A 24,825-nucleotide genomic window follows, 5' to 3' on the forward strand; every position below is an offset into this window, starting at 1 on the left:
CATGGATGACGCACGCTTGTGCGCGCCTGCCTGAAACAAACGTACGAGAACCCCCCATGAGTGTTTTTGCCAGCCTGCACGAAGCCCACGCCTTCCTTGCACAGCACCCGGACATCGAGATGTTCGAGCTGTTTATCCTCGACAACAACGGCGTGCCGCGCGGCAAGTTGCTGCACCGCGACGAATTGCTGGCGGTGTATGAAAGCGGGCGTCCGCTGCCCAGCACCATCCTCGGCCTGACCATCAATGGCGACGATGTGGAAAATTCCGGGCTGGTGTGGGAGGTGGGCGATATCGACTGCCGCGCCTATCCGATCAGCGGCAGCCTGCAGCGCATGCCGTGGCGGCTGATCCCGACGGCGGCGGTGCAAGTCAGCATGCACCCCACCGAAGGCTTGCCCGCCACCGTGGCCGACCCCCGGTATGTGCTGGCCAAGGTAATCGAAGGGTTGAATGCCGACGGTTATTACCCGGTGATGGCGGCGGAGTTGGAGTTCTACCTGCTCGACCAGAAGCCCGACAGCAATGGCCGCCCGCAACCGGCGCGAGACGCGGACGGCGGTCGCCCGCGTTCGACACAGGTCTACGGCCTGCGCGAACTGGAGCAGATCGAACCGTTTCTCGCCGACCTTTACAGCGCCTGCAAACTGCAAGGCATTCCGGCGCGCACGGCCATTTCCGAATACGCCCCAGGCCAGGTGGAAATCACCCTGGAACACCGCAGCGATGCTCTGCAGGCGATGGACGAAGCGGTGCGCTACAAGCGTCTGGTCAAGGGCGTGGCGCATAAACACGGCATGGCGGCGTGCTTTATGGCCAAGCCCTTCGATGACCTAGCGGGCACTGGCATGCATATGCACGTCAGCCTGGCTGACGCCGAGGGCAACAACCTGTTCGCCAGTGCAGCCGCCGACGGCACGCCACTGCTGCGCCACGCCGTGGGCGGCATGCTCAGCACCTTGCTCGACTCACTGCTGATGTTCTGCCCCAACGCCAACTCTTATCGGCGTTTCCAAACCAACAGCTACGCGCCGCTGGCCGCCACCTGGGGCGTGGACAATCGCACCGTCAGCCTGCGCGTGCCAGGCGGGCCGGCCAACTCGCGGCATATCGAACACCGTATCTGCGGCGCCGACGCCAACCCGTACCTCGCCGCTGCCGCGATCCTCGCCGGTATCCACCGTGGCATTCGCGAACAACGCGACCCCGGCGCCCCGGTGGAAGGCAACGGCTACGCCCAGGCCAAGGAATTACTGCCCACCGACTGGCTCACCACCCTGCGTGCGCTGGAGGCTTCAAGCTGGGCGCGGGAGGTGTTCGGCCCTGAGTTCCTGGGGGTGTTCCTGGCGGTCAAGCGTGCGGAGTACCGGCAGTTCATGGGCGAAGTAGGCGAGCAGGATTGGCGTTGGTATCTGCATCAGGCGTGAGTGCTTTTATGCTGGCGAGGGTTTCGACCTTTTTTTCACGTTGCAGTCGTTAAGCTGCGAATCAAGGTCGTTCACTCCCGTTCCAGTCACATGAGCCTGCGATGTCGCCACAACCTCCATCCTCCATCGAGATCGAATACGCCGAGCGCTGCGACCGTGAGCACGCGAGGGTTTGCGGTGACACGCGCCCGCCCGGCGTGCGCCAGCGCCTGGCCTCCTGGCGTGATTCCCGGCTGGTGCGGCATGCGCTGAAAGTCGCTGGCGAGCCGGGGCTGATCCTCGATCTGGCCTGTGGTTCGGGGCGCTTCTGGCCGGTGTTGGCCGAACACATCAACCGCGTGATCCTGGCCTCGGACAACTCCCAGGACATGCTCGACCACGCCCGTACCCACCATCCGGCGTCCTTGCTCAAGCGCGTCAAGACGTTTCAGGGTTCGGCGTTTTCCATCGGCTTGTCGGCGAATGCCGTGGACTGCATCTTCTGCCTGGAATTGTTTCGTCATGTGCCCAACAGCGAAGGGCGCATGGCGTTGCTGCGCGAATTTCATCGGGTCAGCCGCGACACGGTGATTGTCTCGGTGCAGTCGCGTACCGCCGTGGAAGAGGAATTTCGTCAAGCCGGATTCAAGGTCTTGAATCAACAGGAGTTCGTGCCGGGCTCCAGCCTGTGGCGGGTCTACGTTCTTCGTAAGAAAGGATAACTCCCGCTTGTCGGACTATTCTTCATCTCCTGTCTGAGTTTTCATGGTTGCCTGTGCACTGCGGATGCTCGCTAGCCCCGTTCGCGATATATACTGCGCGCCATTCTTCAAGGGAGAGCCGTGTGGCCATCGATATTCACTGGATCTGCGACAACGATAGCCTCGGCCAGCATTGCGCCGAATGGCAGCAGTTGCCATTCGTCGCCCTCGACACCGAATTCATGCGGGTCGACACCTTTTATCCCATTGCCGGGCTGATCCAGATCGGTGATGGCGTACGCGCTTATCTGATCGATCCCCTGACCATCGACAACTGGCAACCCCTGGCCGCTTTGCTGGAGAACCCGGCGGTGATCAAGGTGGTGCACGCCTGCAGCGAAGACCTGGAAGTATTGCTACGCCTGACCGGCAGCCTGCCAGTGCCGTTGTTCGACACCCAGTTGGCTGCCGCTTACCTGAACCTTGGCTTCTCCATGGGTTACTCGCGCCTGGTACAGGCCGTGCTCGATATCGAACTGCCCAAGGGCGAGACCCGCTCGGACTGGCTGCAGCGGCCACTGTCCGAGACTCAGGTGAGCTACGCCGCCGAAGACGCCGTGCACCTGGCCGAGGTCTACATTCGCCTGCGCCCGCAGCTGTCTGACGATAAATACGCCTGGGTCCTGGAAGATGGCGCCGAACTGGTCGCCAACCTGCGCCGCGAAGTCGACCCGTACGAGGTGTACCGCGACGCCAAGCTGGCCTGGAAACTGTCCCGCGCCCAGCTCGCCGTCTTGCGTGAACTGTGCGCCTGGCGCGAGCAGCAGGCCCGCGCCCGCGACCTGCCGCGCAATCGCATCATTCGCGAACACTCGCTGTGGCCCCTGGCCAAATCCCAGCCGGACAACCTCGTCGCCCTGGGCAAGATCGAAGACATGCACCCGCGTACCGTGCGCCAGGATGGCCAGTTCCTGCTGGACCTGATCAAGCGTGCCGGCAGCGTGTCCATGGACCAGTGGCCGCCGGCCGTGGCTGAACCGCTGCCGGTGGACGCCGCCACGCTGATCAAGCAACTGCGCGCCCTGGGCCAGACGTTCGCCGAACGCCTGGAGATGGCGCCGGAACTGATGTTGCGCAAGAAAACCCTCGAAGCCCTGGTTAAAAGTGGTTACCCCGATGGGCCTTATAAATTGCCAGACTCGCTGCGTGGCTGGCGCCGCGAGTTGATGGGCCAAGCGCTGCTCGACAGCCTGGCCACTGCCGGAGAACAGCCTTGAAACGTATTTGCTCCATCTATCGCAGCTTGAAAAAAGACGGCATGTACCTCTACGTGCTCAAAAGCGACGCACTGGAGCGCGTGCCGGAACCGTTGATGGTTGCGTTCGGCAAGCCGCACCACGCCTTCGACATGGTGCTGACGCCCGAGCGCAAGCTGTCGCGCGAGGACATCCTTGTCGTGCTGGAAAACCTCGACAAGCAGGGCTATCACCTGCAAATGCCGCCGGCCGAGGACGAGTACATCGAGCACTTGCCCGAAGAGCTGCTGCGTCGCAACGATCCGATGTGATCGACCAGTGCCCCGCCCGGGGCACATGTTTCAATGGAATCGTATTAGTGGGCGGTGGCCGTAAGGAAGCGGGCGGCCGTCTGCACTGTTTTTGAAAGGTTTGAACCATGCGTGTTCTGATTGCTGAACAGGATCACCCGCTTTACGCCCAGTTGCTCAATGAAGCGGCGCCGGACCTTGAGGTGCTCACCAGCGGCGACTCGGCCGAACTGTCGCGCCTGGCCGGCGACTGCCCGGTCTGGCTGGGCCAACCGGACTTGCTGGCCACCTTGTTGCGCCAGGGCCACCAGCCGCAGTGGCTGCAATCGACCTGGGCTGGCATCACGCCGCTGCTGGCCGAAGGCTTGCCCCGCGACTATCGCCTGACCCGCGCCGTCGGTATTTTTGGCCAAGTCATGGCCGAGTTTGTCCTCACCTATATGCTGGGTCACGAGCGCGAAGTGCTGGCGCGACTGGTCAGCCAGGTCGAGCGCAAGTGGGACAGCCGCACCGGCCAGAGCCTGGCAGGGCGCAAGGCGTTGATCGTGGGCACCGGCGATATCGGCCGCAGCGTGGCCGAGTTCCTCGTGCCGTTTGGCGTCAAGCTGTACGGCATCGCCAGTACCGCGCGGGAACAAGCGCCGTTTATCGAAGTGGCCGGCCTCGACCAACTGGGCCGGTTGGTGGGGGAGGTGGACTACGTGATCAACCTGCTGCCCAACACACCAAACACCCACGACCTGTACGACGCCGCGCTGTTCAAGCAATTCAAGCCGACTGGCTTGTTTATCAACGTCGGGCGCGGTGTGGCAGTGGTGGATGCCGATCTGGTCGAAGCTTTGAAAGAAGGGCACCTGGCCGGCGCGGTCATCGACGTATGCCGCCAGGAACCGTTGCCCCAACGCCATCCGTTCTGGACCGCCTGGGGCCTGCTGTTGACCGGGCACAGCTCCGCGCCGACCTCGCCGTCGATGATGGTGGAGTTGTTCCTGGAAAACCTACGCGCGTACAAAGCCAAGCAAGCCTTGCGTGGGGAAGTGGATTTCGAGCGCGGTTACTGAGCCGACGCGGGAAGAAAATGTGGGAGGGGGCAATCCCCCCCTCCCACATTTTAAGATTGCGTCAGTTTCAGAGGCTGAAATCACCTTCTGACACCAGCTCGCTCAGCGGCTTGCGCGGGCTTGGTACTTCACGGCCTTGCAGGTACTCGGGCAGGGTCGATTTGTCGCCCAGCTTGCCGACCGCAACGGCGGCATGCAGCGCATAACCCTCTGGAATCTTCAGCTCCTTGCGGGTCAGCTCCTGATCAAAGCCGGCCATGCCGTGGGTGTGCCAGCCGCTGAGGCTGGCTTGCAGCGCCAGGTGGCCCCAGGCCGAGCCGGTGTCGAAGGTGTGCCACAGGGCGGGGGTTTCTTCCGTGGCGCCGGGGGCGATGAAGTCGGTTTTCGAGGCAATGATCACCAGGGCCGACGCATGCTGTGCCCAGCTACGGTTGAATTCATTCAGCAGGCCCAGGAAGCGCTCCCAATCCGGCGTGTCACGGCGTGCGTAGAGAAAACGCCAAGGCTGCGAGTTGTACGCCGACGGTGCCCAGCGTGCGGCTTCGAAGAAGCTCAGCAAGGTTTCCTGCGGGATGCTCTCGCCGGTAAAGGCGCGGGGCGACCAGCGTTCGGTGAATTGGGTGTGGATCGGGTAATCGGCAACGCGTGTCATGGGCAGCTCCTGATCGTCAATTCGGCGCTCAAAGCTACTGCGCGCCCGCTAGACTGACAAGTCTTGTCATACCGGCAGTCGTAAGCGCTTGGCCCCAGGGGCCTTGGGCACTAGACTGGCGGCCTTTTCACCTACCGATACTGATGTAGAGCCATGGCCGCCAAAGTCGAACCTTTCTGGATACGCAAAACCCTTGAACACCTCGACCAGGAGGAATGGGAGTCGTTGTGCGACGGCTGTGGCCTGTGCTGCCTGCAAAAGCTTGAGGACGAAGACGACAACAGCGTCTATTACACGCGCATCGCCTGCAAACTGCTGGACCTTAAGACCTGTCAGTGCACCGACTACCCCAACCGCCGCGCCTCGGTGCCCGACTGCATCCAGCTCACTCCCGGCCAGGCCGATCAGTTCAAGTGGCTGCCGCCCACCTGCGGCTACCGCCTGGTCAGCGAGCGCAAGGACCTGCCGCTGTGGCACCACCTGGTCTGCGGCGACCGCGATGCGGTGCACCATGAACGCATTTCCCAGTCCGGGCGCATGCTCAGCGAAGGCAGCGTGCCCGAGGACGACTGGGAGGACTACCTGATCTTCCGCGCGGGCTGAGCAAGGAGTGTGTATGAGGGCGGGAACCAAGCTGGCGGCAAGCCTGGTGTTGCTGGCGTTGAGCATGCCTGCGTGGTGCGCGAAGAAAGTCGACCTGGATTATCACGTCAAGCTGCTGCCCCAGAGCGACCAGGCCGAGGTGCGGGTGAGCCTCTCCCAGGGCTCGGCGGTGCGCAGCCTGAACTTTGACCTGGGGCGCGATGGGGACTATAGCGACTTCAAGGCCGACGGCCAGTGGAGCGTCACTGAGCACCGTGGCCTGTGGCAGCCCAGCGCCAGCAAGGCCAGCCTGACCTACCGTGTACGCCTGGGCCAGGCGCGCAAGCCGGGTATTTATGAAGCGCGGATGACGCCGAGCTGGGCGCTGTTTCGCGGCGAAGACCTGGTGCCGCCGGCGCGCCTCGACCAGCAGGACGGTGTTGAGCTGGTTTCGCGCCTGGTGTTCGAACTGCCGGCCGGCTGGAAAAGCATCGAAACCGCCTGGCCGCGCATCGGCAAGAACAAATTCCGCATCGACAATGTCTCGCGCCTCTTCGACCGGCCTACCGGCTGGATGCTCGCCGGCACCCTCGGCAGCCGCCGCGTGCGTCTGGGGGAAACCGAAGTCACCGTGGCCTCTCCCAAAGGCCAGGCCATGCGGCGTATGGATGTGCTGACGCTGCTGACGTTTGTCTGGCCTCAAGTGGAAGCCGCGTTCCCGCGTCATCCGGCCAAGCTGTTGGTGGTGGGCGCCAGCGACCCGATGCGCCGTGGCGCGTTTTCGGCACGCGACTCGATCTACCTCAACAGCCGCACGCCGCTGGTCAGCGAAAACGGCAGCAGCCCGTTGATCCGTGAAGTGGTGCAGGCGATTGGCCGCTTCAACGACCACGAGACCAGCGACTGGATCAGCGAAGGGCTGGCCGAGTATTACGCCATCGAACTGCTGCGCCGTGCAGGCGGGGTTACCGATGAGCGCTATCAGGCGATACAGGCGCGGTTGACCAAGGAAGGCAAGGACGTGACCAGCCTGCGCGGCGAACACGTCAGCGGCGCGACGGTGTCACGGGCGGTGGTGGTGTTGCAGGAGCTGGACCGCGAGATCCGCGTGAAAACCCACAACAAACGCTCCCTCGATGACCTCGCGCAAGCGGTGATGCGCGCCAACAGCATTACCACGGCGGAGTTTGTGCAGTTGGCCGAGAGCATCATTGGGGAATCGTCGGTGGTACTGGACAGCAAGCTGCTGCGCTGAGCCCTCGCCATACACAAAACAAAAGGTGGGAGGGGACTTGCCCTAATGCCATGTAGGAGCGAGCTTGCTCGCGAAAAACGTCAACGATAACGCGTGCTTCCTGAATGAACGCGGCGCCTGTGAGTTTTTCGCGAGCAAGCTCGCTCCTACAAAAAGCTGAATCTAACCGGTGGTTTTAACCGCTTTCTCAGCCGCCACTTCCGCCTTGGTCTTCAGGTTTTTCAGTTCTGCACCGGCACGCTCGATCTTCGTGCGCACGCTGTTCATTTCCTGGCGGCCCTGTTCCAGCTTGTCTTTAAACGCACTGTGCCCGGTAAAGCCGCGTGCCAGTGCCACACCGCCGATCGCTACCTGAATCAGGCCGAAAATCCCGCCACGGCGCAGGCCTTTGCCCACCATCATTACGCCACCGGCCACTGAGCCGATGCGTTCCCAGCCATGTACGTTCTGGGCGGGCTGGGTTTGGTAGGGGGTGTGTTCGATGATAGGTCGCAAGGTTTTGCTGTCGCTCATGATCTGTCTCCAACAAGGGCAAGTGTCTGCAGATGACTGCGCGCAGGCGCCGGATGTTCCCAAAAAATCAGTACTTGGGGCCCGAGCGGGTGTTGTTGCCCTTGGCCAGGCGGTCGTAGAGCACCACGTTGACGGTTGCAGCAAGGTTCATGCAGCCAGTGGTCGGGATGTACACGACGTCTTCGCACCAATCGCGGATGTCTTTATCCAGCGACCCGTCTTCAGGGCCGAAGATATACAGCGCGCGGTCGGGGTGGGTGTATTCGGGCAGCGGACGGGCGCCTTCCACCAGTTCCACCGCGACCGGGATGCAGCCCAGGGGCAGGATTTTTTTCAGGTCATCGATGCCGATCAGCGGAATGTCGTGGTGGACCTTCTTGGTGTCGGTGATGAAATCCCGCGCGCGCTCGTAACGCACGCCGGTGTAGAACACCGAGACCACGCCGTAGCAGCCGGCGGCACGCATGACCGAACCAACGTTTTCGGGGGATTTGGGGTTATACAGACCGATGCAGCTGTAGCGTTTATTGCCCACGGGGAAGGGTGCCTTGGAGAAAAACGGCGATTATACGGCTTGAAGGTGATGTATTGCTTGGGCTAACGCTATCGGGAGCAAGCCCCCTCCCACATTTGAAAGTGTTCACAACTCAAAATGTGGGAGGGGGCTTGCTCCCGATGAGGCCATGACAGGCGACGACAATCTTCAGTCGTCTTTCTTCATCAGCCCCGCCAACGCCGCAAACGGGTTATGCGTGGCCTTGGCGATCGTCGGGCTGCTGGTGGAGCCTTCGCCGAAGTACTGCTGGTCGGTGTAGCGCGAGTGTTCGTTGTCGTGGCAGTACAGGCACAGCAACTCCCAGTTGGAGCCATCCTGGGGATTGTCATCATGATTGTGGTTACGGTGGTGTACCGTCAGTTCACTCAAGCGCTTGCCGGCGAACTCACGGGCGCAGCGGCCACACACGTGGGGGTACATCTTCAGGGCTTTGTCGCGGTAGCCCATTTCCCGGTCGCGCTGGGCATCGGCAAGGATGCGGTCCAGCTTGGCGGTGTGGGAGGGCGGGTTGGTCGAGCTCATCATGGCTCCTGGCTATAGGGTGGTTCACGGATAGGGTTGATTCTAGCCGTTGGCCGTGCAATTGGCTGCGGCTTTTTAAGCACCGTCTGCGCTGTTCACGATTGTGCTTTGCCCTGAAACAATCGGTACACCAATGCCTGCGCCAGCGCGGCGGTCAGCACTCAAACTTTGTGTAGTATCGAGCGCCCCGATCAGCAGATAGTAAAGGTACGTGATGCCCGTTATCCCCCCTTCGAACACGACGCTGCCAATAGGCCAGACTATGCCTGCCAGCGAGGGCAACCGCCCGTCGTCAAAACGTTCCATTGACTTCAGCTCGCTCAATAGCGAGAGAGACCTGTTCCGGCCTGTTCACGGCGCATCATCGGAAAAAGCGCTGTCGCCCCCACCTAAAACTGTTTCGGTCGACACGGGGCGTTCTGTGACGCTCCATGGAGGCGACTCGACGCTCTCCACACAATACCTCTCCTACTCCTCGGCGTTGGCAGTGCTTTCGAACTGGAATGGAAACACCTTCGAAATGCGTACGTTGATGAACCTGACTGGGAGCAGTCTGAGCCATTGTCGGGATGCCGAGGATATCGACAAGCTTTTCGATACGCTCAAGCCATCCCTGGACGGCGGCGCAAAGGTGATTTGGGTCGGAGGGCTGGACGCTCAGACGGATTCCGCATTGAGGAGGGGCCTGGAGCAAGAGCACGGCGGACGTCAGCCCCTATTGGAGTTATTGGAGACCCAGGGTGTGTCCACCATCATTGCCGGCGCCAGTGGCGTTGAGGTCATGGCAGACGGAAGCTTTACCTTGGAAAAAAATATAGGCCGAGGCGAGCTGAACGAGCAGGAGGTACGCGGCCTGTGTCACTTCGCGTGAAACAGGCGGGGTGAAGTGGTTAGCCCTTGAGCTTTTCCGCAATCCAGATGGTGTGCCGGGTGCCCTTGTTGCCGTGGGCAAACACCTGCACTTCCTCGGCCTTGAAACCGGCCTTGCGCAGTTTGTCGCTGAACAGCTTGTCGGCGCTGGCGGACCATACCGCCAGTACGCCTTTGGGGCGCAAGGCCTTGGCGCAAGCGGCCAGGCCACCGGCTGAATAGAGCCAGCTGTTGGCCTTTTGCGTAAGGCCTTCGGGACCGTTGTCGACGTCGAGCATAATCGCGTCAAAGCCCTGGGGCTCGGCCTGCAGCACCTTGGCCACGTCTTCCATGCGGATCACCGTGCGCGGGTCCAGCAGTGGGCGACCGGCCTTTTCCCCCAATGGCCCACGGTTCCACTCCACGACGCCGGGCACCAATTCCGCGACAACGACTTCGGCGGTCTTGCCCAGGTGCTTGAGCGCCGAGGCCAAGGTGAAGCCCATGCCCAACCCGCCGATCAATACCCGTGAGCCCGGGCGCCCCGCGACCTTGCGGCAAGGGATTTCCGCCAGCGCGTCTTCGGAGCCGTGCATGCGCGTGTTCATCAACTGGCCGCCGTCACCGCCCTGGATCTTGATGACAAAGTCTTCACCGTATTCGAACAGGCACAAGGCACCGCCGTTGTCGGGGATCGGGGTGGTGTCCAGCAGAACGAAACGTTTCATGGAAATCTCATTGGGAAGGGCATTCTTGCGCGGTTGGGAGTAGCCTTACGACATTCCGGTCAGGCCATGGAGCCATCGATGAAGTGCAGCATTCTAACGGTCATTGTGTTGAGCGCGCTCGCATTGGGTGCGGCGCAGGCTCAGGAGTTGCAAACCGTACCGGTGGCGCCGGCACCTACCCCAGGCGCACCGGGCACTCCAACGCCGACGCTCTACCCGCAAGTCACGCCACCGGTCGTGCCCAAGACCAACGGCTCGCCACCCCTGGCACCCATCGTGCTGCCAGCGCCGCCGAAGGACCAGACGGTGCCCGGCCTGCAGCAGAACGACAGTAAGCCAAAGACGCCTGGCGGCTAGAACTGTTGGGAGAGTAATTGCCCATCGGCCATGCGCAGGCGCTTGGACAACGCGATGGCGATTGCGCGGATGATCTTTGCCGCCACACGCGGCGTTTCATTGAGCATCTTTTCCAGCGCGTCCTTGCCCAGGTTCAACAGCACACAGTCACTGGCGGCCACACAACTGGCGGAGCGCCGCTCGCCGTCAAGCACCGCCATCTCACCAAAGGCCCGGCCGCTGCGCAGGGTGGCGATGGTCAGGCGCTGGCCGGTGTGGTTGGTTTTCTGCACCGCCACCTGACCGCTGTGGATGATGCACATGAAGGTGCCGGCATCGCCCTCGAGGAAAATCACCTCGCCCTCGGCAATGCTGCTGATATTGAAATAGCCTGCGGCCACATGAAAATCTTCCGGCAACAACGGGTCGAACAGGCCGCAGTCCATCAGCATGTCGCGAATTTCGGTATTCATCAGGGTCGGTAGTGCCATGGCTGCAATCTTGGTCCATCAATCAGGAGGCGGTCTTGTGTTCAGACAGGGCCGCCCCGCTAAGTTCCTTAAATCAGCCCCAGCGCCTTGAACACAAATGCATATTCGAGTGCTACGTCACGTAATCCCTGGTAGCGACCGCTCATCCCGCCGTGGCCGGCACCCAATTCGGTCTTGAGTAACAGCAGGTTGTCGTCCGTCTTGGTGTCGCGCAACTTGGCCACCCACTTGGCCGCTTCCCAGTACTGCACGCGGCTGTCGTTGTAGCCGGCGATCACCAGCGTGGCCGGGTAGGCCTGGGCGCTGACGTTTTCGTACGGCGCGTAGGCCTTGATGCGTTCATACACTTCGGGCTCTTCGGGGTTGCCCCACTCGTCGTACTCGGTGATGGTCAGCGGTAATTCCGGGTCGAGCATAGTGTTGAGCACGTCGACAAACGGCACTTCGGCAATCGCTGCCTGGAACAGCGCCGGACGCTGGTTGAGCACCGCGCCGATCAACAGGCCGCCGGCACTGCCGCCGCTGATGGCCAGTTGCTTGGAGGTGGTCAGGCCTTCGGCGATCAGGTGCTCGGCACAGGCGATAAAGTCGCTGAAAGTGTTCTGCTTGTGTTCCTGCTTGCCATTGCGATACCAGGCTTCACCCAGTTCGCCACCGCCGCGCACGTGTGCAATGGCGAAGGCCACGCCACGGTCCAGCAGGCTCAGGCGTGCGTGGGAGAACCACGGGTCGAGGCTTTGGCCGTAAGCACCGTAGCCATACAGGTACAGGGGCGTCGGTTTGCCGAGCTGGTCGCGCTTGACCACCAGGCTGATCGGCACCTGGGTGCCATCGACGGACGTAGCCCACAGGCGCTGGCTGACGTAGTCATCGGCATTGAACACGCCGAGTACCGGAGTTTCCTTGAGCACCTGCTGCGCGCCGCTGGCCAGTTCCAGCTGGCGTACCTGGGCCGGGCGGTTCAGGGCTTCGTAGCGCAGGCGGATCTTGTCGCTGACGAATTCCAGGCTGTTCTGGACGTAGAGGCTGTAGGCGGCGTCGGGTAACTCCACGCGATAGGCCGGCATGCCTTGGGGGTGCACTTCGATCACCGGCAGGCCGCCGATGCGCAGGCTCAGGGTCATGGCGCTGACGTTCAGGCTGACGCCGTCGAGCATCACCTCGTCGCTGTGGGGGATCAGGTTCTGCCACTCATCCTCGGTCGGCACGTCGCCAATGTCGGTAGCCACAAACAGGGCGTAGTTGATGCCATCACGGTTGCTGCGGATAAACCAAGTCCACGCGCCATTCAGTTGGCCGTGGTCGACATCGTATTCATGGTCCTCGACCCGCGGTGCCAGACAGGTGAAGTCCAGGTGCGGCTGGTTGGCGTCCAGCGCCCAGATTTCGCTGGTGGTCTTGCTGCCCAAAGCCAACAGCAGCTGGCGCTCGGAGCTGGAGCGGTAGCAGTGCAGGAAGAAACGTCCGTCCGGCTCGTGGAACACTTCCTGCGCCGCCGTGCCATCCAGGCGGTAGCGATACAGCTTGTGCGGACGGTGGGTGTCGTCCAGCTCGCCGAAGAACAGGGTCAGGCTGTCATTGGCCCAGGTCATGCTGCCGTCGCAGTTCTCGAATGCCAGTTCGCTGACTTTGTCGGTGGCCAATTCCTTCACGAACAGGGTGTAGATCTCTTCGCCACTGGTGTCGAGGCTGTAGGCCAAACGCTGGTGGTCGGGGCTGATGCTGAACGCGCCGAGGGAAAAGAAGCCGCCGTTGGCCAATACGTTCGGGTCCAGCAACAGCTCTTCGCTGCTGTCGTCCACCTGGTTGCTGTCGTCGGCCGGGCGGCGGCAGCGGTAGTGGCGGGCGTATTCGTCGCCGGCGGTGGTGCGCGTGTAATACAGGTACGGACCCCAGGGGGAGGGCAGGGACAAGTCGGTTTCGAGAATGCGGCCCTTGATCTCCTCGAACAGGGTTTCGCGCAGGGCCTGCTGGTCGGCGAGTTGCGCTTCCTGAAAGGCGTTTTCGGCCTTGAGGTAATCAAGCACTTCAACGCTGTCGCGCTCTTGCAGCCAGGCGTAGGGGTCCTGGCCTGGGGCTTTACGGGCAATCGGGGCGGTCGATGAAGGCATGGAGCACTCTCTGTCTGGCGGAAGGTGGCAGGCATTGCAGCCGCGACACGCAAAAGCCGTTATCATAGCCGCCTGTTTGCCTACCTTGCCATGGACACCATGACCGAGAACGACTATCTGACCGCTTGGGGCCTATACGCCTTCGCCGCTTTGGGCTGCCTGTTGGTGTGGTGGCGCATGACCCGCTGGATCTGGCGCTGGCTGCGCGAGCCGCTGCAATTGCTGATGGCGGTGCTGCTGTTGAGCCCGACCATCGTCGATCCGGTCAAGACTCAGTTCGCGCCGGCCGTGGCCATCACGGCCCTGGACCTGGTGCTCAAGGTCGGCAATAACGCCTGGCGGGCCATTTCCGATTTGTTCATGTACACCCTGATCGCCTTTGGCGTGTACATCGTGTTTGTGTTGATCCGCTGGCCCATCGAGCGCGCGGCCAACGCCCGCCGTGAGCGCAAGGCCGCCACCGATGCCGCCTTGGCCGCCGAGCCTGTGGACGAAGACGATGAGCCTTTCCGCCGTCCTGCACCGGTGAGCGGTATGCGGGTCGAACCGCGCCTTTAACGTTGTCCGCCCTGCAGCGAGAGCCCTGGCATGTGTGAATTATTGGGCATGAGTGCCAACGTCCCCACCGATATCGTGTTCAGCTTTACCGGGCTGATGCAGCGTGGTGGGCGCACCGGTCCCCACCGCGACGGTTGGGGCATCGCGTTCTACGAAGGTCGCGGCCTGCGCCTGTTCCAGGACCCGGCCGCGAGCAGCGAGTCGGAAGTCGCCCTGCTGGTGCAGCGTTATCCCATCAAGAGTGAAGTGGTGATCGGGCATATCCGCCAGGCCAACGTCGGCAAGGTGAGCCTGGCCAACACCCACCCGTTCGTGCGCGAACTGTGGGGCCGCAACTGGTGTTTCGCCCACAACGGCCAACTGGCGGACTTCACCCCCCGCGCCACCTTCTACCGTCCGGTCGGCGATACCGACAGCGAAGCGGCCTTTTGCGACTTGCTCAACCGCGTGCGCGAAGCCTTCCCCGAGCCGGTGGACATCGAACAGATGCTCCCGGACCTGATCGCCGCCTGTGCCGAATACCGCAGCAAAGGCGTGTTCAACTGCCTGCTCAGCGATGGCGACTGGCTGTTTTGCTATTGCTCGACCAAATTGGCGCAGATCACCCGGCGTGCACCGTTTGGCCCGGCGCGCCTGAAAGACGTCGACGTGATCGTCGATTTTCAGGCCGAAACCACCCCCAACGATGTGGTGACGGTGATTGCCACCGAACCGTTGACCGACAACGAAAACTGGACCCGCTACGAACCGGGCCAATGGAGCCTGTGGCGACGCGGTGAATGCGTCAGCCAGGGCGTTACCGAGTAAGGATATCGACCATGTTGCTGAGCTATCTGCGGTTGGTGCTGTTTGCCATTGGCCTGTTGGTCGGCGTGCAAGTGCCGGGGTTTATCAACGACTACGCCAAGCGCGTCGAAGCCCACCTGATCGAGGCGCAGACCGGCCTGAGCGGGTTTGAAACCACCGCGCGGCAGTTCTTCAACGGTGACTTGAAGGCCTTGGTGGCGCATTACCGCGCCAGCGATGACCCGGTGTTCCAGAGCGACGCCAACAGCCTGGGCGCCATGCTTGACCGCCAGGTGGCGTTGGACAAGCAATTCCAGGCCATGCAAGGGCCGTGGTACGTCCGCGCCCTGCAAGTGGCGGTGGCCGCCGACCCGGATATTCGCCTGGAAACCTGGAACGGCTACAGCTACCAGATCCTGCTCACCCCCGAAGCCATGGGCTGGGGCCTGGGCGGGGCGATGCTGCTGTCGTTCGGCCTGGAGTGCCTGTTCCGCCTGATCGACTGGGTGGTGCTGGGCGGCAAGCGCTTGCGCCAGAGCCGGCCGATTGAGGAGCGGGACCTGAAAGGTCTCTAAAGACCGCCCCTCCCACAGTTTTAACCGAGTTTCGTCAGGGGGGCAGCAGCATCCGCTCTTCGCCGACTTCCTCGGCATAGCGGGCAACGACCTGCTGGCACAGCCCGACAATCTCCTCCACCAACTCCACCCCCACGCGCCACGACACCACCACCTGCAGATTCGGCAGTTTCTGCGCCATCGGCAACATCACCAATTCGCCGCGTGCCAGTTCTTCGCTGACCAGCACCGGCGGCAGTGCGCCAATGCCGAAGCCATCGCGCAGCAAGCGGGTGATGGCCGACACCGAGTTCACGCAGTTCATCCGCGGTGCAGCCACGCCGTTGGCTTGCATCAGGCTGAGTACATCCTGGTGCGGGTGGGAGTTTTTCGAGTAGGTGATGATGCGCTCCTGGGCCAGTTCGGCGAGGGAGGCGTAGTCGCGGTTGTAGATCGACTGGCTGGCGACGATCCAGGCCATGGGGTGGCTGGCCAGTTCCAGGCTGCGCACGGTTTCCAGGCGCAGCAGGTCGGTTTGCAGGATCAGGTCGAGAAAGCCTTTTTGCAGCTGATCGCTGAGGTTAAGCGCGGTATCGGCGACCAATTCGATTTCCACCCGCGGGAAATGGTCCATCAGTTCCGCCACCAACGGGCTGAGCCAGGTGTGTATCACCGTGTCCATCGCGCCGATCCGAATACGCCCGACCTTGCTGCTGGTGGTTTCCAAGGACTGCTTCAGGCCCTGCATGGTCACCATCATCTGCTCGGCATAATCGAGCACCTTCAAGCCTTCCGGGGTCAGGCTCACACCCCGGGAGTCGCGCAGAAACAGCTTCACCCCCAGCTCGCTTTCCAGCACGGCGATGCGGCTGGAGATCGAGGCCTGGGTGGTGAACAGTTTCTCGGCGGTCAGGCGGAAGCTCTTGAGCTTGGCCACCCAGACGAAGGTTTCGAGGAACTTCAAATTCATGGGATCAACTTTTTCTTATGCATGGATCGGTTTTTATTAGTTGGACGCCGCACCGGGCAAGCGCCAAAAATCGAGCCATTCCACGATAAGCGCCGTTGGGGTGTCAGGACAAGTTGCGAGTTCTGCGTAAAAAATCCCACACTACAAAAAAACAAAGCCTACAGGAGCAACCAGCGTGAGCCGTCTGCTATTGAACTGCGACATCGGCGAGAGCTTTGGCAACTGGACCATGGGTCTGGATGCCGAGGTCATGCCGTTCATCGATTGCGCCAACGTGGCTTGCGGCTTTCATGCCGGCGATCCGAGCATCATGCGCAAGACCGTCAGCCTGGCGCTCAAGCACGGCGTGCAGGTGGGTGCCCACCCGGCGTATCAGGACCTGCAAGGCTTCGGCCGCCGTTCCATGGCCTACACACCCCAGGAAATCCAGGACCTGCTGCATTACCAGATTGGCGCACTGGATGGCATCTGCCGTGCCCAGGGCGGGCGTGTCAGTTACGTCAAACCCCACGGCGCGATGTACAACGACATGATGGCCAACCCGGTGCAACTGCGGGCGGTGATCCAGGCCGTGGCTGCTTATGGCGACCTGCCGCTGATGCTGCTGGCCACCCGCGACAACAGCGCGGCCCAGGCATTGGGGGATGAGTACGGGGTGATCCTGTGGTTCGAGGCTTTCGCCGACCGTGCGTACGACAGCAACGGCCACCTGGTTTCGCGCCAGTTGCCGGGTGCCGTGCACCATGATCCAGAGGTCATCGTCCAACAGTCCTTGACGCTCTCTCGTGGCGAACCCCTGACCGCCAGCGATGGCAGCCCGTTGCTGTTGCGCGCCAATACCCTGTGCGTGCATGGCGACAATGCCAGCTCGGTCGCCGCCGTAAAGCGTATCCGCGAGGCATTGAAGCCAGCATGAAGGCACGGATTGAAGTGGTGGCCATTGACTGCCTGATGGTGCGTCTGTTTGAGGTGATCGCCGAAGCCAATATGCCGTGGATGCTCGCTGCCACCCAGCGCTTGCGCAGCGGCTTTGGCGCAGCCTTGGTGGATCTGGTGCCGTCCTACACCACCTTGATGGTGCATTACGACCTCACCATGTTGAGCCCGGCGCAGGCACGCGGATTGATCGACCAGGCGCTGACCGACCTGCAGCCCCAGGTCCAGGGCAGCGGCCAGTGCCATGTGCTGCCGGTGTGGTACGACCTGAGTGTCGGCCCTGAACTGACATTGCTCGCCCAGCGCAGTGGCCTGGCTGTCGATGAAGTGATCCGCCGCCACAGCGCCCACGAATACCAGGTATTCGCCCTCGGCTTCGCCCCCGGTTTTGCCTTTATGGGGTTGGTGGATGAAATCCTCGCCACGCCGCGCCTGAGCACCCCGCGCAAACGCGTGGCGGCCGGCAGCGTGGGCATCGCCGAGCGGCAAACCGCTGCCTACCCGGTGGTGTCCCCCGGTGGCTGGAACCTCATTGGCCGCACGCCGGCCAAGCTGTTTGATCGCGAGCGCGACGGCTACAGCCTGATGCAGCCTGGCGACACCGTGCGCTTTGAGTCAGTCAGCCACGCTGAATTTATCCATCTGGGTGGCGATGACACGCCGTTGGAGGCGCAGGCATGAGCCGCTTGATCATTGAGGCCAGCACGCCGCTGTGCCTGTTGCAGGACGCCGGTCGTTTTGGCGTGCGCCACCTGGGCGTAACCCAGGGCGGCGCGCTGGATTGGGTGTCGATGTCCTGGGCCAACTGGCTGCTGGGCAACGCGCTGGATGCACCGGTAGTGGAAATCACCCTCGGCGGCTTTACCGTGCAGGCCGAGGAGTATTGCCTGCTTGCCTTGGCCGGGGCGGACTTGGGCGCGTATATCGACGAGCGCGCCATCAGCCCTGGGCGCAGTTTTATCCTGCAAAAGGGCCAGCGCCTGCGCTTTACCCAACCGTTCAGCGGTGCGCGGGCTTACCTGGCGGCGCCGGGCGGGTTTGATGCGCCGGATGTGCTGGGCAGTTGCGCCACGGTGGTACGCGAGGAACTGGGCGGGCCGGACGGCTTTGGCAAGGCCCTGGCCGAAGGCGGGCGGTTGGGCTATTCGGGTACCGGCGGAGCGATGAAAGTGCTGAGCGCACAGGCGTTGCCCGCCAAGGCGCCGCTGGATGTGATCGTCGGCGCCCAAATTGGCCTGTTCAGCGGCCAGAGCCTGTTCGATGCCTTCAACACCGACTGGGCCCTGGACAGTCGCGCCGACCGCATGGGTATGCGCTTGCTCGGTACGCCGTTGCAGTACCAAGGGCCGTCGCTGATCTCCGAAGGGATCCCGTTGGGGGGCATCCAGGTGCCGCCGGATGGGCAGCCGATTGTGTTGCTCAATGATCGGCAGACCATTGGCGGGTATCCGCGTCTGGGCGCGTTGACGCCATTGGCGCTGGCGCGGCTGGCGCAGTGTTTGCCGGGGGAGACGGTGAGGTTGGCGCCGGTGGTGCAGGAAACGGCGCATCGGCAGCATGTGGCGTATCTGCGCAGGTTTACCGCGTAAAGAAAACTCCTACGGGAGTGCCAGCGTTTGTCGTCTTCGCTGCTTGGGTGCAGTCATGAAAATCTTGATAGGTCCATCCACTACTCAGGATTTGCCATGCGCTATTTGAAGATATTTGCCCAAGATGTGTTCGATAACGATATTCCCGACGTGGTCTATCTGGAGTTCTATGACGACTCCCAAGCCCGCGCGCTTGTCCACCGGGCGACGGCGTTCGATATCACCGAAAACGGCCAGTTCGACTGGGTCATTGCGGACGATCTCAATCAAGACGGTATTGTCGACACCGTGGACCGGGAGATGGCCCTTGAGTTTGCCCAGCTGTTTCTGGCATTCGAATGGTTCAGCCTCGACGAACCCTTCGACAAGTACCTGAAGGTATTTGCCGGGGACTTTGATAACAACGGGATTCCCGACACGGTGCGCTTGCACTTTCATCAAGGGGAAGGGGCGCCCCGAGATGAAACCATTGTCTATTCGGCGGCGGTGTACAGCGACGGTAATGGTCGGGGGAGCACTGTCTCGATCAACCAGGACGTCAACAATGATGGGATAGTCGACCGTCAGGATTCGGAACTGGTCAAACAGTTCGCTGCGCTGTTCCTCAAGTTTGCCTGGATCGACAGCGAGCACTGCTGAGTGTGCCTGTAGCCGATACCATCGGCTACAGGACTGCCATCACTTGGACAGGAAGCGCATCCCTTCCTCAAGCCCGCGCAGCGTCAGCGGGTACATCTGATCCTCCACCAACTCCCGCACAATCCCCGTCGACGCGGTATAGCCCCACGTATCCTTGGGATACGGGTTTATCCAGATCAACTTCTTGTATTTAGCCATGAAGCGCTGCATCCACACATAGCCCGGTTCTTCATTCCAATGCTCGACGCTGCCGCCGGCCTGGGTGATTTCATACGGCGCCATCGACGCATCGCCGATAAAGATCACTTTGTAGTCGGCGCCGTACTTGTGCAACAGGTCCTGGGTGGAAGTGCGCTCCGAGGTGCGGCGCTGGTTGTTCTTCCACACCGACTCGTACACGAAGTTGTGGAAGTAGAAATACTCCAGGTGCTTGAACTCGGTCTTGCACGCCGAGAACAGTTCTTCGCAGATCTTCACGTGGGCGTCCATCGAGCCGCCGATATCGAACAACAACAGCAGCTTGATGGTGTTGCGCCGTTCCGGGCGCATCTGGATATTCAGCAGCCCGGCATCGCGAGCGGTGTGGTCGATGGTGCCGTCGATGTCCAACTCTTCGGCCGCACCCTGGCGGGCGAACTTGCGCAGGCGGCGCAGGGCGATCTTGATATTGCGCGTGCCCAGTTCCACCTGGTCATCGAGGTTCTTGTACTCTCGCTGGTCCCAGACTTTCACCGCCTTACCCTGGCGCTTGCCGGCGTCGCCGACGCGAATGCCTTCCGGGTTGTAGCCGCCGGAGCCGAACGGGCTGGTACCGCCGGTGCCGATCCATTTGTTGCCGCCGGCGTGGCGTTCTTTCTGTTCTTCCAGGCGCTTTTTGAATTCCTCGATCAGCTTGTCCAGCCCGCCCAGGGACTGGATCTGCGCGCGTTCTTCATCGCTCAGCGAGCGCTCGAACTCCTTGCGCAGCCAGTCTTCGGGGATCAGCGCCTGCAGGTGGTCGTCGAGCTTTTCCAAGCCGTTGAAATAGGCGCTGAAGGCGCGGTCGAACTTGTCGAAATGCCGCTCGTCCTTGACCAGGATCGCCCGGGCCAAGTAGTAAAACTCGTCCATGTCGGCGAAGGTCACGCGCTGTTTCAGCGCGTTGATCAGGTCGAGCAGTTCGCGCACCGACACCGGGACCTTGGCGGCACGCATTTCATTGAACAGGTTGAGCAACATTAGCGATTACCGCGACGGCTCATGAACGCCAGACGTTCCAGCAACTGCACGTCTTGCTCGTTCTTGACCAAGGCACCGGCCAGGGGCGGGATGGCCTTGGTGGGGTCGCGCTCGCGCAGCACCGCTTCGCCGATATTGTCGGCCATCAGCAGCTTGAGCCAGTCGACCAATTCGGAGGTGGACGGTTTTTTCTTCAGGCCCGGCACTTTGCGCACATCGAAGAACACGTCCAGCGCTTCGCTGACCAGGTCTTTCTTGATGTCCGGGTAGTGCACGTCGACGATTTTTTGCAGGGTGGTGCGGTCGGGGAAGGCGATGTAGTGGAAGAAGCAGCGGCGCAGGAACGCGTCCGGCAGCTCTTTTTCGTTGTTGGAGGTAATGATGATGATCGGGCGCTTCTTGGCCTTGATGGTCTCGTCGATTTCGTAGACGTAGAACTCCATCTTGTCGAGTTCTTGCAGCAGGTCGTTGGGGAACTCGATGTCAGCCTTGTCGATTTCATCGATCAGCAGGATCACCCGCTCCTCGGACTCGAACGCTTCCCAGAGCTTGCCCTTCTTCAGGTAGTTGCGCACGTCGTGCACCTTGTCCACGCCCAGTTGCGAGTCGCGCAGGCGACTGACCGCGTCATACTCGTACAGGCCCTGATGGGCCTTGGTGGTGGACTTGATGTGCCAGGTGATCAGCTTGGCGCCGAAGGACTCGGCCAGTTGTTCGGCGAGCATGGTCTTGCCGGTGCCGGGCTCACCCTTGACCAGCAGCGGGCGCTCCAGGGTGATGGCAGCGTTGACGGCCAGTTTCAGGTCATCGGTGGCAACGTAGGCCTGGGTGCCTTCGAACTTCATCGGTCATTCCTCGAATTCATCAATGCCCGACTATACCGCGAGGCCCCGGCGACTGTGAACGCAGACGGGTTATTCAGTCTCTGAATGACCGGTCACGGCTCAATCCGCCGAGGGCTTGGGTTGTTCATAGCGCGCATTGAACGCCTGGATAAAACCATTGCGTAAAATCGCCAAAAATGCGGAGAACGCGCTGACATTTTGCTGATGCACGCTGCCACTGAGTTCCACGCGGGTAGCGAACTGGTTCTTGGACTGGTTTTTCAGCACCGTCTCGCTGGCGCCGACCACGGCCTCCCAGATCGAACGGAAGATGTTCTTGTCCTTGTTCTCGACGTCCTGCTTCCAGTCGAAGACCTCCACATCGCGCAGCAGTGGCTTGATGTACCCGGTCAATTGGCCTTTTTGCGCCTGGGCTTCGATCACCACGTCCCCCGTGCCGGCCTTGAAGTCGAACTTGCCATAGGCCGAGGCGAAGTCATTCATGCGCTTGAGCTGCAGGTCTTTGGCGCGGAAGCGGAATTCGAAGTCTTCGAAATTGTTCAACGGGTCAAAGGTGGCGGTCGCTTCCAGTGGCGCCTGCCCTTGCAGCAGGGCCTTGCCCTCGAACCGCGCGTCGCGTTTGCCTTTGATGTCCACCACGTTGGTAAGGTTGTAGAAACTGGCATTCACCGACGTCGCATTGATGTTCACCGGCGGGGTGGAACTGAAATTGTGAAAGGCGATCTTGCCCTCTTCGATACGGACCTCATTGAGGGTAATCGGCAACAGCTTGCGCAGTTGCTCTTGCCAGTCGGTGCCCTTACCGGTCTGGGATGCCTGCTTGTTGGCGCCACCGTCGACGAAATTGACCTCAGGCCTGACAAAATGCCCCTCGGCAACCACGGCGTGGTCGTACCACAGCGAGTGCCAGCTCACGGCGAATTCGATCAGGGGCGCCTTGACGAACGGCACGGGCACCTTGCCGTCCACCTTGACGATTTGCAGGCCATTGATCCGGTAAGCACCGCGCCATAAGGCCAGGTCCACATCGGCGACTTCGCCACGGTAGTCACCCATGTCGGCAAGCTTATCGTTCAGGTAATTGCGCACCATATAAGGCAGCGCGATGCTCACGGCCACCAGCACCACCACCAATCCGGCGACGGTCCATAGCGGCCAACTGTAGCGACGTTTCATGGGGCAGTTCTCCTTGCAGGTAGGAGATGGACTGTCGGGACGCGCGCAACGTTCCTCTGACTGGACGCTTGGCAACACGAGGCATACCCTTGGGGCCTTCCTGAAAATCGCCTAATAGGACCCGCCATGAGCCGCATTTTTGCAGACAACGCGCACTCCATCGGAAACACGCCCCTGGTACAGATCAACCGTATCGCACCCCGTGGCGTGACCATCCTGGCCAAGATCGAAGGGCGTAACCCGGGTTACTCGGTGAAGTGCCGCATTGGCGCAAACATGATCTGGGACGCTGAAAGCACCGGCAAACTCAAGCCGGGCATGACCATCGTAGAGCCGACTTCCGGCAACACCGGCATCGGCCTGGCGTTCGTCGCTGCCGCCCGTGGCTACAAGTTGCTGCTGACCATGCCGGCGTCCATGAGCATCGAACGTCGCAAGGTGCTCAAGGCACTGGGCGCCGAGCTGGTCCTGACCGAGCCGGCCAAGGGCATGAAGGGTGCCATCGACAAGGCCGGCGAAATCGTTGCCAGTGACCCGGCCACCTACTTTATGCCGGCCCAGTTCGAAAACCCGGCCAACCCGGCCATCCACGAAAAAACCACCGGCCCGGAAATCTGGAACGACACCGATGGCGCCGTGGACGTGCTGGTGGCGGGCGTGGGCACGGGGGGCACCATCACCGGTGTCTCGCGCTACATCAAGAACATCGCGGGCAAGCCGATCCTGTCGGTGGCTGTCGAACCAATGGTCTCGCCCGTCATCACCCAGGCCCTGGCCGGTGCAGAGATCAAGCCCAGCCCCCACAAGATCCAGGGCATTGGCGCCGGGTTCGTGCCGAAAAATCTTGACCTGTCGATGGTCGACCGTGTGGAACTGGTGACCGACGAGGAATCCAAGGCCATGGCCCTGCGCCTGATGCAGGAAGAGGGCATCCTCTGCGGTATCTCCTGCGGTGCCGCCATGGCCGTGGCCGTGCGCCTGGCCGAGAAGCCGGAAATGCAGGGCAAGACCATTGTGGTGATCCTGCCGGACTCCGGTGAGCGCTACTTGTCGAGCATGCTGTTCAGCGATTTGTTTACCGAGCAAGAAAACCAGGCTTGATTTATGTCAGCCGGTCAGCCTGGGCCTTCTGCATAATGGCCCAACTGTTTATCATGGCCGGCTGTTACGTCTGGTCTCCCGTCGCCGGGAGGCTGTTGGCCAGGCGCTTATTTCCAGGAGTTGCTGCATGACCTTTTCTTTGGCCGCCAAATTGTCGGTGTTGTTGCTGTTTATCGGCAGCACGCTGTATGTGCACCTGCGCGGCAAGGCCCGTTTGCCGATGTTGCGTCAGTTCGTCAACCATTCGGCGCTGTTCGCCCCCTATAACGCCTTGATGTACCTGTTTTCGGCCGTGCCGTCCAAGCCGTACCTGGACCGCAGCAAGTTCCCGGAACTGGACGTGCTCAAGGACAACTGGGAGGTGATCCGCGAAGAGGCCATGCACCTGTTCGACGAGGGTTACATCCGCGCCGCCGAAAAGAACAACGACGCCGGTTTCGGTTCGTTCTTCAAGAAGGGCTGGAAGCGTTTCTACCTCAAGTGGTACGACAAACCCCTGCCATCGGCCGAGGCGTTGTGCCCGAAAACCGTGGCGCTGGTGAGCAGCATCCCCAACGTCAAGGGCGCGATGTTCGCGCTGTTGCCGGGCGGCAGCCACCTCAACCCGCACCGTGACCCGTTTGCCGGTTCCCTGCGTTATCACCTGGGCTTGTCTACGCCGAACTCCGACGACTGCCGCATCTTCGTCGACGGCCAGGTGTATGCCTGGCGCGACGGTGAAGACGTGATGTTCGACGAAACCTACGTGCACTGGGTGAAGAACGAAACCGAGAAGACCCGCGTGATCCTGTTCTGCGACATCGAACGCCCGCTGAGCAATCGCGTGATGACTCGCGTCAACCGCTGGGTCAGCAAGCAATTGGGCCGCGCCACCGCACCGCAGAACCTCGACGACGAGCGCGTCGGCGGCATCAACCAGGCGTACGCCTGGAGTAAGACCTTCAGCGACAAGTTCAGCGGTGTGGTCAAGCAGTGGAAGCGCAAGCATCCGAAGGCTTACCGCATTGCACGGCCGGTGCTGGCGGTGGTGGTGCTGGTGCTGTTGTGGAAGTGGTTGTTCGGCTGATCTGAAGCGTTAAACGCGATCAAAATGGGGAGGGGGCTTGCTCCCGATGGCGGTGGATCAGTCATAGATGTTTTGACT

General features: G+C 61.6%; 29 protein-coding genes. 18 read left to right on the forward strand and 11 right to left on the reverse strand.

The genetic code is table 11. The annotated features are described in order from the left end of the window. Positions 1-56 precede the first annotated feature (56 nt). From J1G35_RS04300 to J1G35_RS04320, 5 genes are all read left to right on the forward strand, one after another. Entirely contained in the window at positions 57-1,427 is a 1,371-nt protein-coding gene (locus tag J1G35_RS04300; protein WP_223013729.1) for a glutamine synthetase family protein, read from the forward strand. Between the two features lie 101 nt (positions 1,428-1,528). Further along, positions 1,529-2,128, forward strand: coding sequence for a class I SAM-dependent methyltransferase (locus J1G35_RS04305; RefSeq protein WP_223013731.1), 600 nt, complete (start codon positions 1,529-1,531; stop codon positions 2,126-2,128). Between the two features lie 122 nt (positions 2,129-2,250). After that, positions 2,251-3,384, forward strand: coding sequence for a ribonuclease D (gene rnd / locus J1G35_RS04310; protein WP_053136666.1), 1,134 nt, complete (start codon positions 2,251-2,253; stop codon positions 3,382-3,384). Further along, positions 3,381-3,674, forward strand: a complete 294-nt coding sequence (locus J1G35_RS04315) for a YcgL domain-containing protein (RefSeq protein WP_053136663.1) — start codon at positions 3,381-3,383, stop codon at positions 3,672-3,674. The genes rnd and J1G35_RS04315 overlap by 4 nt, the downstream gene beginning before the upstream one ends. A 107-nt stretch (positions 3,675-3,781) precedes the next feature. After that, positions 3,782-4,714 (forward strand): D-2-hydroxyacid dehydrogenase, encoded by a 933-nt coding sequence (locus tag J1G35_RS04320; RefSeq protein WP_053136659.1) that lies wholly within the window; start codon positions 3,782-3,784, stop codon positions 4,712-4,714. Positions 4,715-4,781: 67 nt separating this feature from the next. Here J1G35_RS04320 and J1G35_RS04325 read toward each other — a convergent pair whose 3' ends face one another. After that, positions 4,782-5,366, reverse strand: a complete 585-nt coding sequence (locus J1G35_RS04325) for a nitroreductase family protein (protein WP_131698915.1) — start codon at positions 5,364-5,366, stop codon at positions 4,782-4,784. 153 nt (positions 5,367-5,519) lie between these two features. Here J1G35_RS04325 and J1G35_RS04330 point away from each other — a divergent pair, with 153 nt between their 5' ends. Both J1G35_RS04330 and J1G35_RS04335 read left to right on the forward strand, forming a co-directional pair. Then, positions 5,520-5,969 (forward strand): YcgN family cysteine cluster protein, encoded by a 450-nt coding sequence (locus J1G35_RS04330; RefSeq protein ID WP_003172524.1) that lies wholly within the window; start codon positions 5,520-5,522, stop codon positions 5,967-5,969. Positions 5,970-5,982: 13 nt separating this feature from the next. Then, positions 5,983-7,203 (forward strand): hypothetical protein, encoded by a 1,221-nt coding sequence (locus J1G35_RS04335; protein ID WP_223013733.1) that lies wholly within the window; start codon positions 5,983-5,985, stop codon positions 7,201-7,203. Positions 7,204-7,365: 162 nt separating this feature from the next. Here J1G35_RS04335 and J1G35_RS04340 read toward each other — a convergent pair whose 3' ends face one another. The 3 genes from J1G35_RS04340 to J1G35_RS04350 form a co-directional block, all read right to left on the reverse strand. Then, positions 7,366-7,716, reverse strand: coding sequence for a DUF2892 domain-containing protein (locus J1G35_RS04340; RefSeq protein ID WP_223013735.1), 351 nt, complete (start codon positions 7,714-7,716; stop codon positions 7,366-7,368). 67 nt (positions 7,717-7,783) lie between these two features. Continuing rightward, entirely contained in the window at positions 7,784-8,251 is a 468-nt protein-coding gene (locus J1G35_RS04345; protein WP_223013737.1) for an RNA methyltransferase, read from the reverse strand. A gap of 168 nt (positions 8,252-8,419) precedes the next feature. Further along, complete coding sequence (locus J1G35_RS04350) at positions 8,420-8,794, reverse strand: YajD family HNH nuclease (protein WP_003210675.1); 375 nt, start codon at positions 8,792-8,794, stop codon at positions 8,420-8,422. Positions 8,795-9,056: 262 nt separating this feature from the next. Here J1G35_RS04350 and J1G35_RS04355 point away from each other — a divergent pair, with 262 nt between their 5' ends. Further along, positions 9,057-9,665 (forward strand): hypothetical protein, encoded by a 609-nt coding sequence (locus J1G35_RS04355; protein ID WP_223013739.1) that lies wholly within the window; start codon positions 9,057-9,059, stop codon positions 9,663-9,665. 19 nt (positions 9,666-9,684) lie between these two features. Here J1G35_RS04355 and J1G35_RS04360 read toward each other — a convergent pair whose 3' ends face one another. Further along, on the reverse strand, positions 9,685-10,371 hold the full coding sequence (locus J1G35_RS04360; RefSeq protein WP_223013741.1) for a hypothetical protein: 687 nt from the start codon (positions 10,369-10,371) through the stop codon (positions 9,685-9,687). A gap of 78 nt (positions 10,372-10,449) precedes the next feature. Between J1G35_RS04360 and J1G35_RS04365 the strand changes: the two genes are divergently transcribed. Continuing rightward, positions 10,450-10,728, forward strand: a complete 279-nt coding sequence (locus J1G35_RS04365) for a hypothetical protein (protein WP_034137387.1) — start codon at positions 10,450-10,452, stop codon at positions 10,726-10,728. Here J1G35_RS04365 and J1G35_RS04370 read toward each other — a convergent pair. Both J1G35_RS04370 and J1G35_RS04375 read right to left on the reverse strand, forming a co-directional pair. Then, positions 10,725-11,198, reverse strand: coding sequence for a cyclic nucleotide-binding domain-containing protein (locus J1G35_RS04370; protein ID WP_053136635.1), 474 nt, complete (start codon positions 11,196-11,198; stop codon positions 10,725-10,727). The genes J1G35_RS04365 and J1G35_RS04370 overlap by 4 nt on opposite strands. Positions 11,199-11,266: 68 nt before the next feature. Continuing rightward, positions 11,267-13,309, reverse strand: a complete 2,043-nt coding sequence (locus tag J1G35_RS04375; protein ID WP_053136632.1) for a S9 family peptidase — start codon at positions 13,307-13,309, stop codon at positions 11,267-11,269. A 24-nt stretch (positions 13,310-13,333) separates the two neighbouring features. Here J1G35_RS04375 and J1G35_RS04380 point away from each other — a divergent pair, with 24 nt between their 5' ends. From J1G35_RS04380 to J1G35_RS04390, 3 genes are read left to right on the forward strand one after another with little or no spacing between them, the layout of a single operon-like run. Then, entirely contained in the window at positions 13,334-13,867 is a 534-nt protein-coding gene (locus tag J1G35_RS04380) for a hypothetical protein (protein ID WP_053136629.1), read from the forward strand. A gap of 30 nt (positions 13,868-13,897) precedes the next feature. Beyond that, the gene (locus J1G35_RS04385) at positions 13,898-14,674 is read left to right on the forward strand and encodes a class II glutamine amidotransferase (protein WP_053136626.1); all 777 of its coding nucleotides are present in this window, start codon (positions 13,898-13,900) and stop codon (positions 14,672-14,674) included. An 11-nt stretch (positions 14,675-14,685) separates the two neighbouring features. Then, positions 14,686-15,228, forward strand: coding sequence for a DUF2937 family protein (locus J1G35_RS04390; protein ID WP_223013743.1), 543 nt, complete (start codon positions 14,686-14,688; stop codon positions 15,226-15,228). A 34-nt stretch (positions 15,229-15,262) separates the two neighbouring features. Here the strand turns inward: J1G35_RS04390 and J1G35_RS04395 are convergent, their stop codons facing one another. After that, positions 15,263-16,177, reverse strand: a complete 915-nt coding sequence (locus J1G35_RS04395; RefSeq protein WP_223013745.1) for a LysR family transcriptional regulator — start codon at positions 16,175-16,177, stop codon at positions 15,263-15,265. Between the two features lie 175 nt (positions 16,178-16,352). Here J1G35_RS04395 and J1G35_RS04400 point away from each other — a divergent pair, with 175 nt between their 5' ends. From J1G35_RS04400 to J1G35_RS04415, 4 genes are all read left to right on the forward strand, one after another. Further along, positions 16,353-17,093: a 5-oxoprolinase subunit PxpA gene (locus J1G35_RS04400; protein ID WP_223013747.1), complete on the forward strand. Its 741-nt coding sequence runs from the start codon at positions 16,353-16,355 to the stop codon at positions 17,091-17,093. After that, positions 17,090-17,794, forward strand: coding sequence for a 5-oxoprolinase subunit PxpB (pxpB, locus tag J1G35_RS04405; protein WP_223013749.1), 705 nt, complete (start codon positions 17,090-17,092; stop codon positions 17,792-17,794). Before J1G35_RS04400 ends, pxpB begins: the two co-directional genes overlap by 4 nt. After that, the gene (locus tag J1G35_RS04410; RefSeq protein WP_223013751.1) at positions 17,791-18,702 is read left to right on the forward strand and encodes a biotin-dependent carboxyltransferase family protein; all 912 of its coding nucleotides are present in this window, start codon (positions 17,791-17,793) and stop codon (positions 18,700-18,702) included. Before pxpB ends, J1G35_RS04410 begins: the two co-directional genes overlap by 4 nt. A 96-nt stretch (positions 18,703-18,798) precedes the next feature. Beyond that, positions 18,799-19,341: a hypothetical protein gene (locus J1G35_RS04415; RefSeq protein ID WP_223013753.1), complete on the forward strand. Its 543-nt coding sequence runs from the start codon at positions 18,799-18,801 to the stop codon at positions 19,339-19,341. A gap of 39 nt (positions 19,342-19,380) precedes the next feature. On the opposite strand, the gene J1G35_RS04420 is transcribed toward J1G35_RS04415, so the two are convergent. The 3 genes from J1G35_RS04420 to J1G35_RS04430 form a co-directional block, all read right to left on the reverse strand. Continuing rightward, on the reverse strand, positions 19,381-20,559 hold the full coding sequence (locus tag J1G35_RS04420; protein ID WP_017848758.1) for a VWA domain-containing protein: 1,179 nt from the start codon (positions 20,557-20,559) through the stop codon (positions 19,381-19,383). Next, on the reverse strand, positions 20,559-21,404 hold the full coding sequence (locus tag J1G35_RS04425) for a MoxR family ATPase (RefSeq protein WP_003210690.1): 846 nt from the start codon (positions 21,402-21,404) through the stop codon (positions 20,559-20,561). Before J1G35_RS04425 ends, J1G35_RS04420 begins: the two co-directional genes overlap by 1 nt. Before the next feature lie 99 nt (positions 21,405-21,503). Continuing rightward, on the reverse strand, positions 21,504-22,580 hold the full coding sequence (locus tag J1G35_RS04430) for a DUF748 domain-containing protein (RefSeq protein ID WP_053136608.1): 1,077 nt from the start codon (positions 22,578-22,580) through the stop codon (positions 21,504-21,506). Between the two features lie 126 nt (positions 22,581-22,706). Between J1G35_RS04430 and cysK the strand changes: the two genes are divergently transcribed. Together cysK and J1G35_RS04440 are read left to right on the forward strand one after the other, a co-directional pair. Beyond that, positions 22,707-23,681 carry a cysteine synthase A gene (cysK, locus tag J1G35_RS04435; RefSeq protein ID WP_053136605.1) on the forward strand — a complete coding sequence of 325 codons (975 nt, stop codon included), beginning with the start codon at positions 22,707-22,709 and terminating at the stop codon, positions 23,679-23,681. Positions 23,682-23,808: 127 nt separating this feature from the next. After that, entirely contained in the window at positions 23,809-24,747 is a 939-nt protein-coding gene (locus J1G35_RS04440) for an aspartyl/asparaginyl beta-hydroxylase domain-containing protein (RefSeq protein ID WP_032888770.1), read from the forward strand. The last annotated feature ends 78 nt before the right edge of the window (positions 24,748-24,825 follow it).

Source organism: Pseudomonas sp. SH10-3B (assembly GCF_019891415.1).
Classification (GTDB): Bacteria; Pseudomonadota; Gammaproteobacteria; order Pseudomonadales; family Pseudomonadaceae; genus Aquipseudomonas.

Excerpts from the sequence above, each read along its gene's own strand:
- J1G35_RS04300 (WP_223013729.1), top strand. The coding sequence starts at position 57 with ATGAGTGTTTTTGCCAGCCTGCACGAAGCCCACGCCTTCCTTGCACAG.
- J1G35_RS04305 (WP_223013731.1), top strand. The coding sequence starts at position 1,529 with ATGTCGCCACAACCTCCATCCTCCATCGAGATCGAATACGCCGAGCGC.
- J1G35_RS04320 (WP_053136659.1), top strand. The coding sequence starts at position 3,782 with ATGCGTGTTCTGATTGCTGAACAGGATCACCCGCTTTACGCCCAGTTG.
- J1G35_RS04325 (WP_131698915.1), bottom strand. The coding sequence starts at position 5,366 with ATGACACGCGTTGCCGATTACCCGATCCACACCCAATTCACCGAACGC.
- J1G35_RS04330 (WP_003172524.1), top strand. The coding sequence starts at position 5,520 with ATGGCCGCCAAAGTCGAACCTTTCTGGATACGCAAAACCCTTGAACAC.
- J1G35_RS04335 (WP_223013733.1), top strand. The coding sequence starts at position 5,983 with ATGAGGGCGGGAACCAAGCTGGCGGCAAGCCTGGTGTTGCTGGCGTTG.
- J1G35_RS04340 (WP_223013735.1), bottom strand. The coding sequence starts at position 7,716 with ATGAGCGACAGCAAAACCTTGCGACCTATCATCGAACACACCCCCTAC.
- J1G35_RS04350 (WP_003210675.1), bottom strand. The coding sequence starts at position 8,794 with ATGAGCTCGACCAACCCGCCCTCCCACACCGCCAAGCTGGACCGCATC.
- J1G35_RS04355 (WP_223013739.1), top strand. The coding sequence starts at position 9,057 with ATGCCTGCCAGCGAGGGCAACCGCCCGTCGTCAAAACGTTCCATTGAC.
- J1G35_RS04360 (WP_223013741.1), bottom strand. The coding sequence starts at position 10,371 with ATGAAACGTTTCGTTCTGCTGGACACCACCCCGATCCCCGACAACGGC.
- J1G35_RS04365 (WP_034137387.1), top strand. The coding sequence starts at position 10,450 with ATGAAGTGCAGCATTCTAACGGTCATTGTGTTGAGCGCGCTCGCATTG.
- J1G35_RS04370 (WP_053136635.1), bottom strand. The coding sequence starts at position 11,198 with ATGGCACTACCGACCCTGATGAATACCGAAATTCGCGACATGCTGATG.
- J1G35_RS04375 (WP_053136632.1), bottom strand. The coding sequence starts at position 13,309 with ATGCCTTCATCGACCGCCCCGATTGCCCGTAAAGCCCCAGGCCAGGAC.
- J1G35_RS04385 (WP_053136626.1), top strand. The coding sequence starts at position 13,898 with ATGTGTGAATTATTGGGCATGAGTGCCAACGTCCCCACCGATATCGTG.
- J1G35_RS04390 (WP_223013743.1), top strand. The coding sequence starts at position 14,686 with ATGTTGCTGAGCTATCTGCGGTTGGTGCTGTTTGCCATTGGCCTGTTG.
- J1G35_RS04395 (WP_223013745.1), bottom strand. The coding sequence starts at position 16,177 with ATGAATTTGAAGTTCCTCGAAACCTTCGTCTGGGTGGCCAAGCTCAAG.
- pxpB (WP_223013749.1), top strand. The coding sequence starts at position 17,090 with ATGAAGGCACGGATTGAAGTGGTGGCCATTGACTGCCTGATGGTGCGT.
- J1G35_RS04410 (WP_223013751.1), top strand. The coding sequence starts at position 17,791 with ATGAGCCGCTTGATCATTGAGGCCAGCACGCCGCTGTGCCTGTTGCAG.
- J1G35_RS04415 (WP_223013753.1), top strand. The coding sequence starts at position 18,799 with ATGCGCTATTTGAAGATATTTGCCCAAGATGTGTTCGATAACGATATT.
- J1G35_RS04420 (WP_017848758.1), bottom strand. The coding sequence starts at position 20,559 with ATGTTGCTCAACCTGTTCAATGAAATGCGTGCCGCCAAGGTCCCGGTG.
- J1G35_RS04425 (WP_003210690.1), bottom strand. The coding sequence starts at position 21,404 with ATGAAGTTCGAAGGCACCCAGGCCTACGTTGCCACCGATGACCTGAAA.
- J1G35_RS04430 (WP_053136608.1), bottom strand. The coding sequence starts at position 22,580 with ATGAAACGTCGCTACAGTTGGCCGCTATGGACCGTCGCCGGATTGGTG.
- cysK (WP_053136605.1), top strand. The coding sequence starts at position 22,707 with ATGAGCCGCATTTTTGCAGACAACGCGCACTCCATCGGAAACACGCCC.
- J1G35_RS04440 (WP_032888770.1), top strand. The coding sequence starts at position 23,809 with ATGACCTTTTCTTTGGCCGCCAAATTGTCGGTGTTGTTGCTGTTTATC.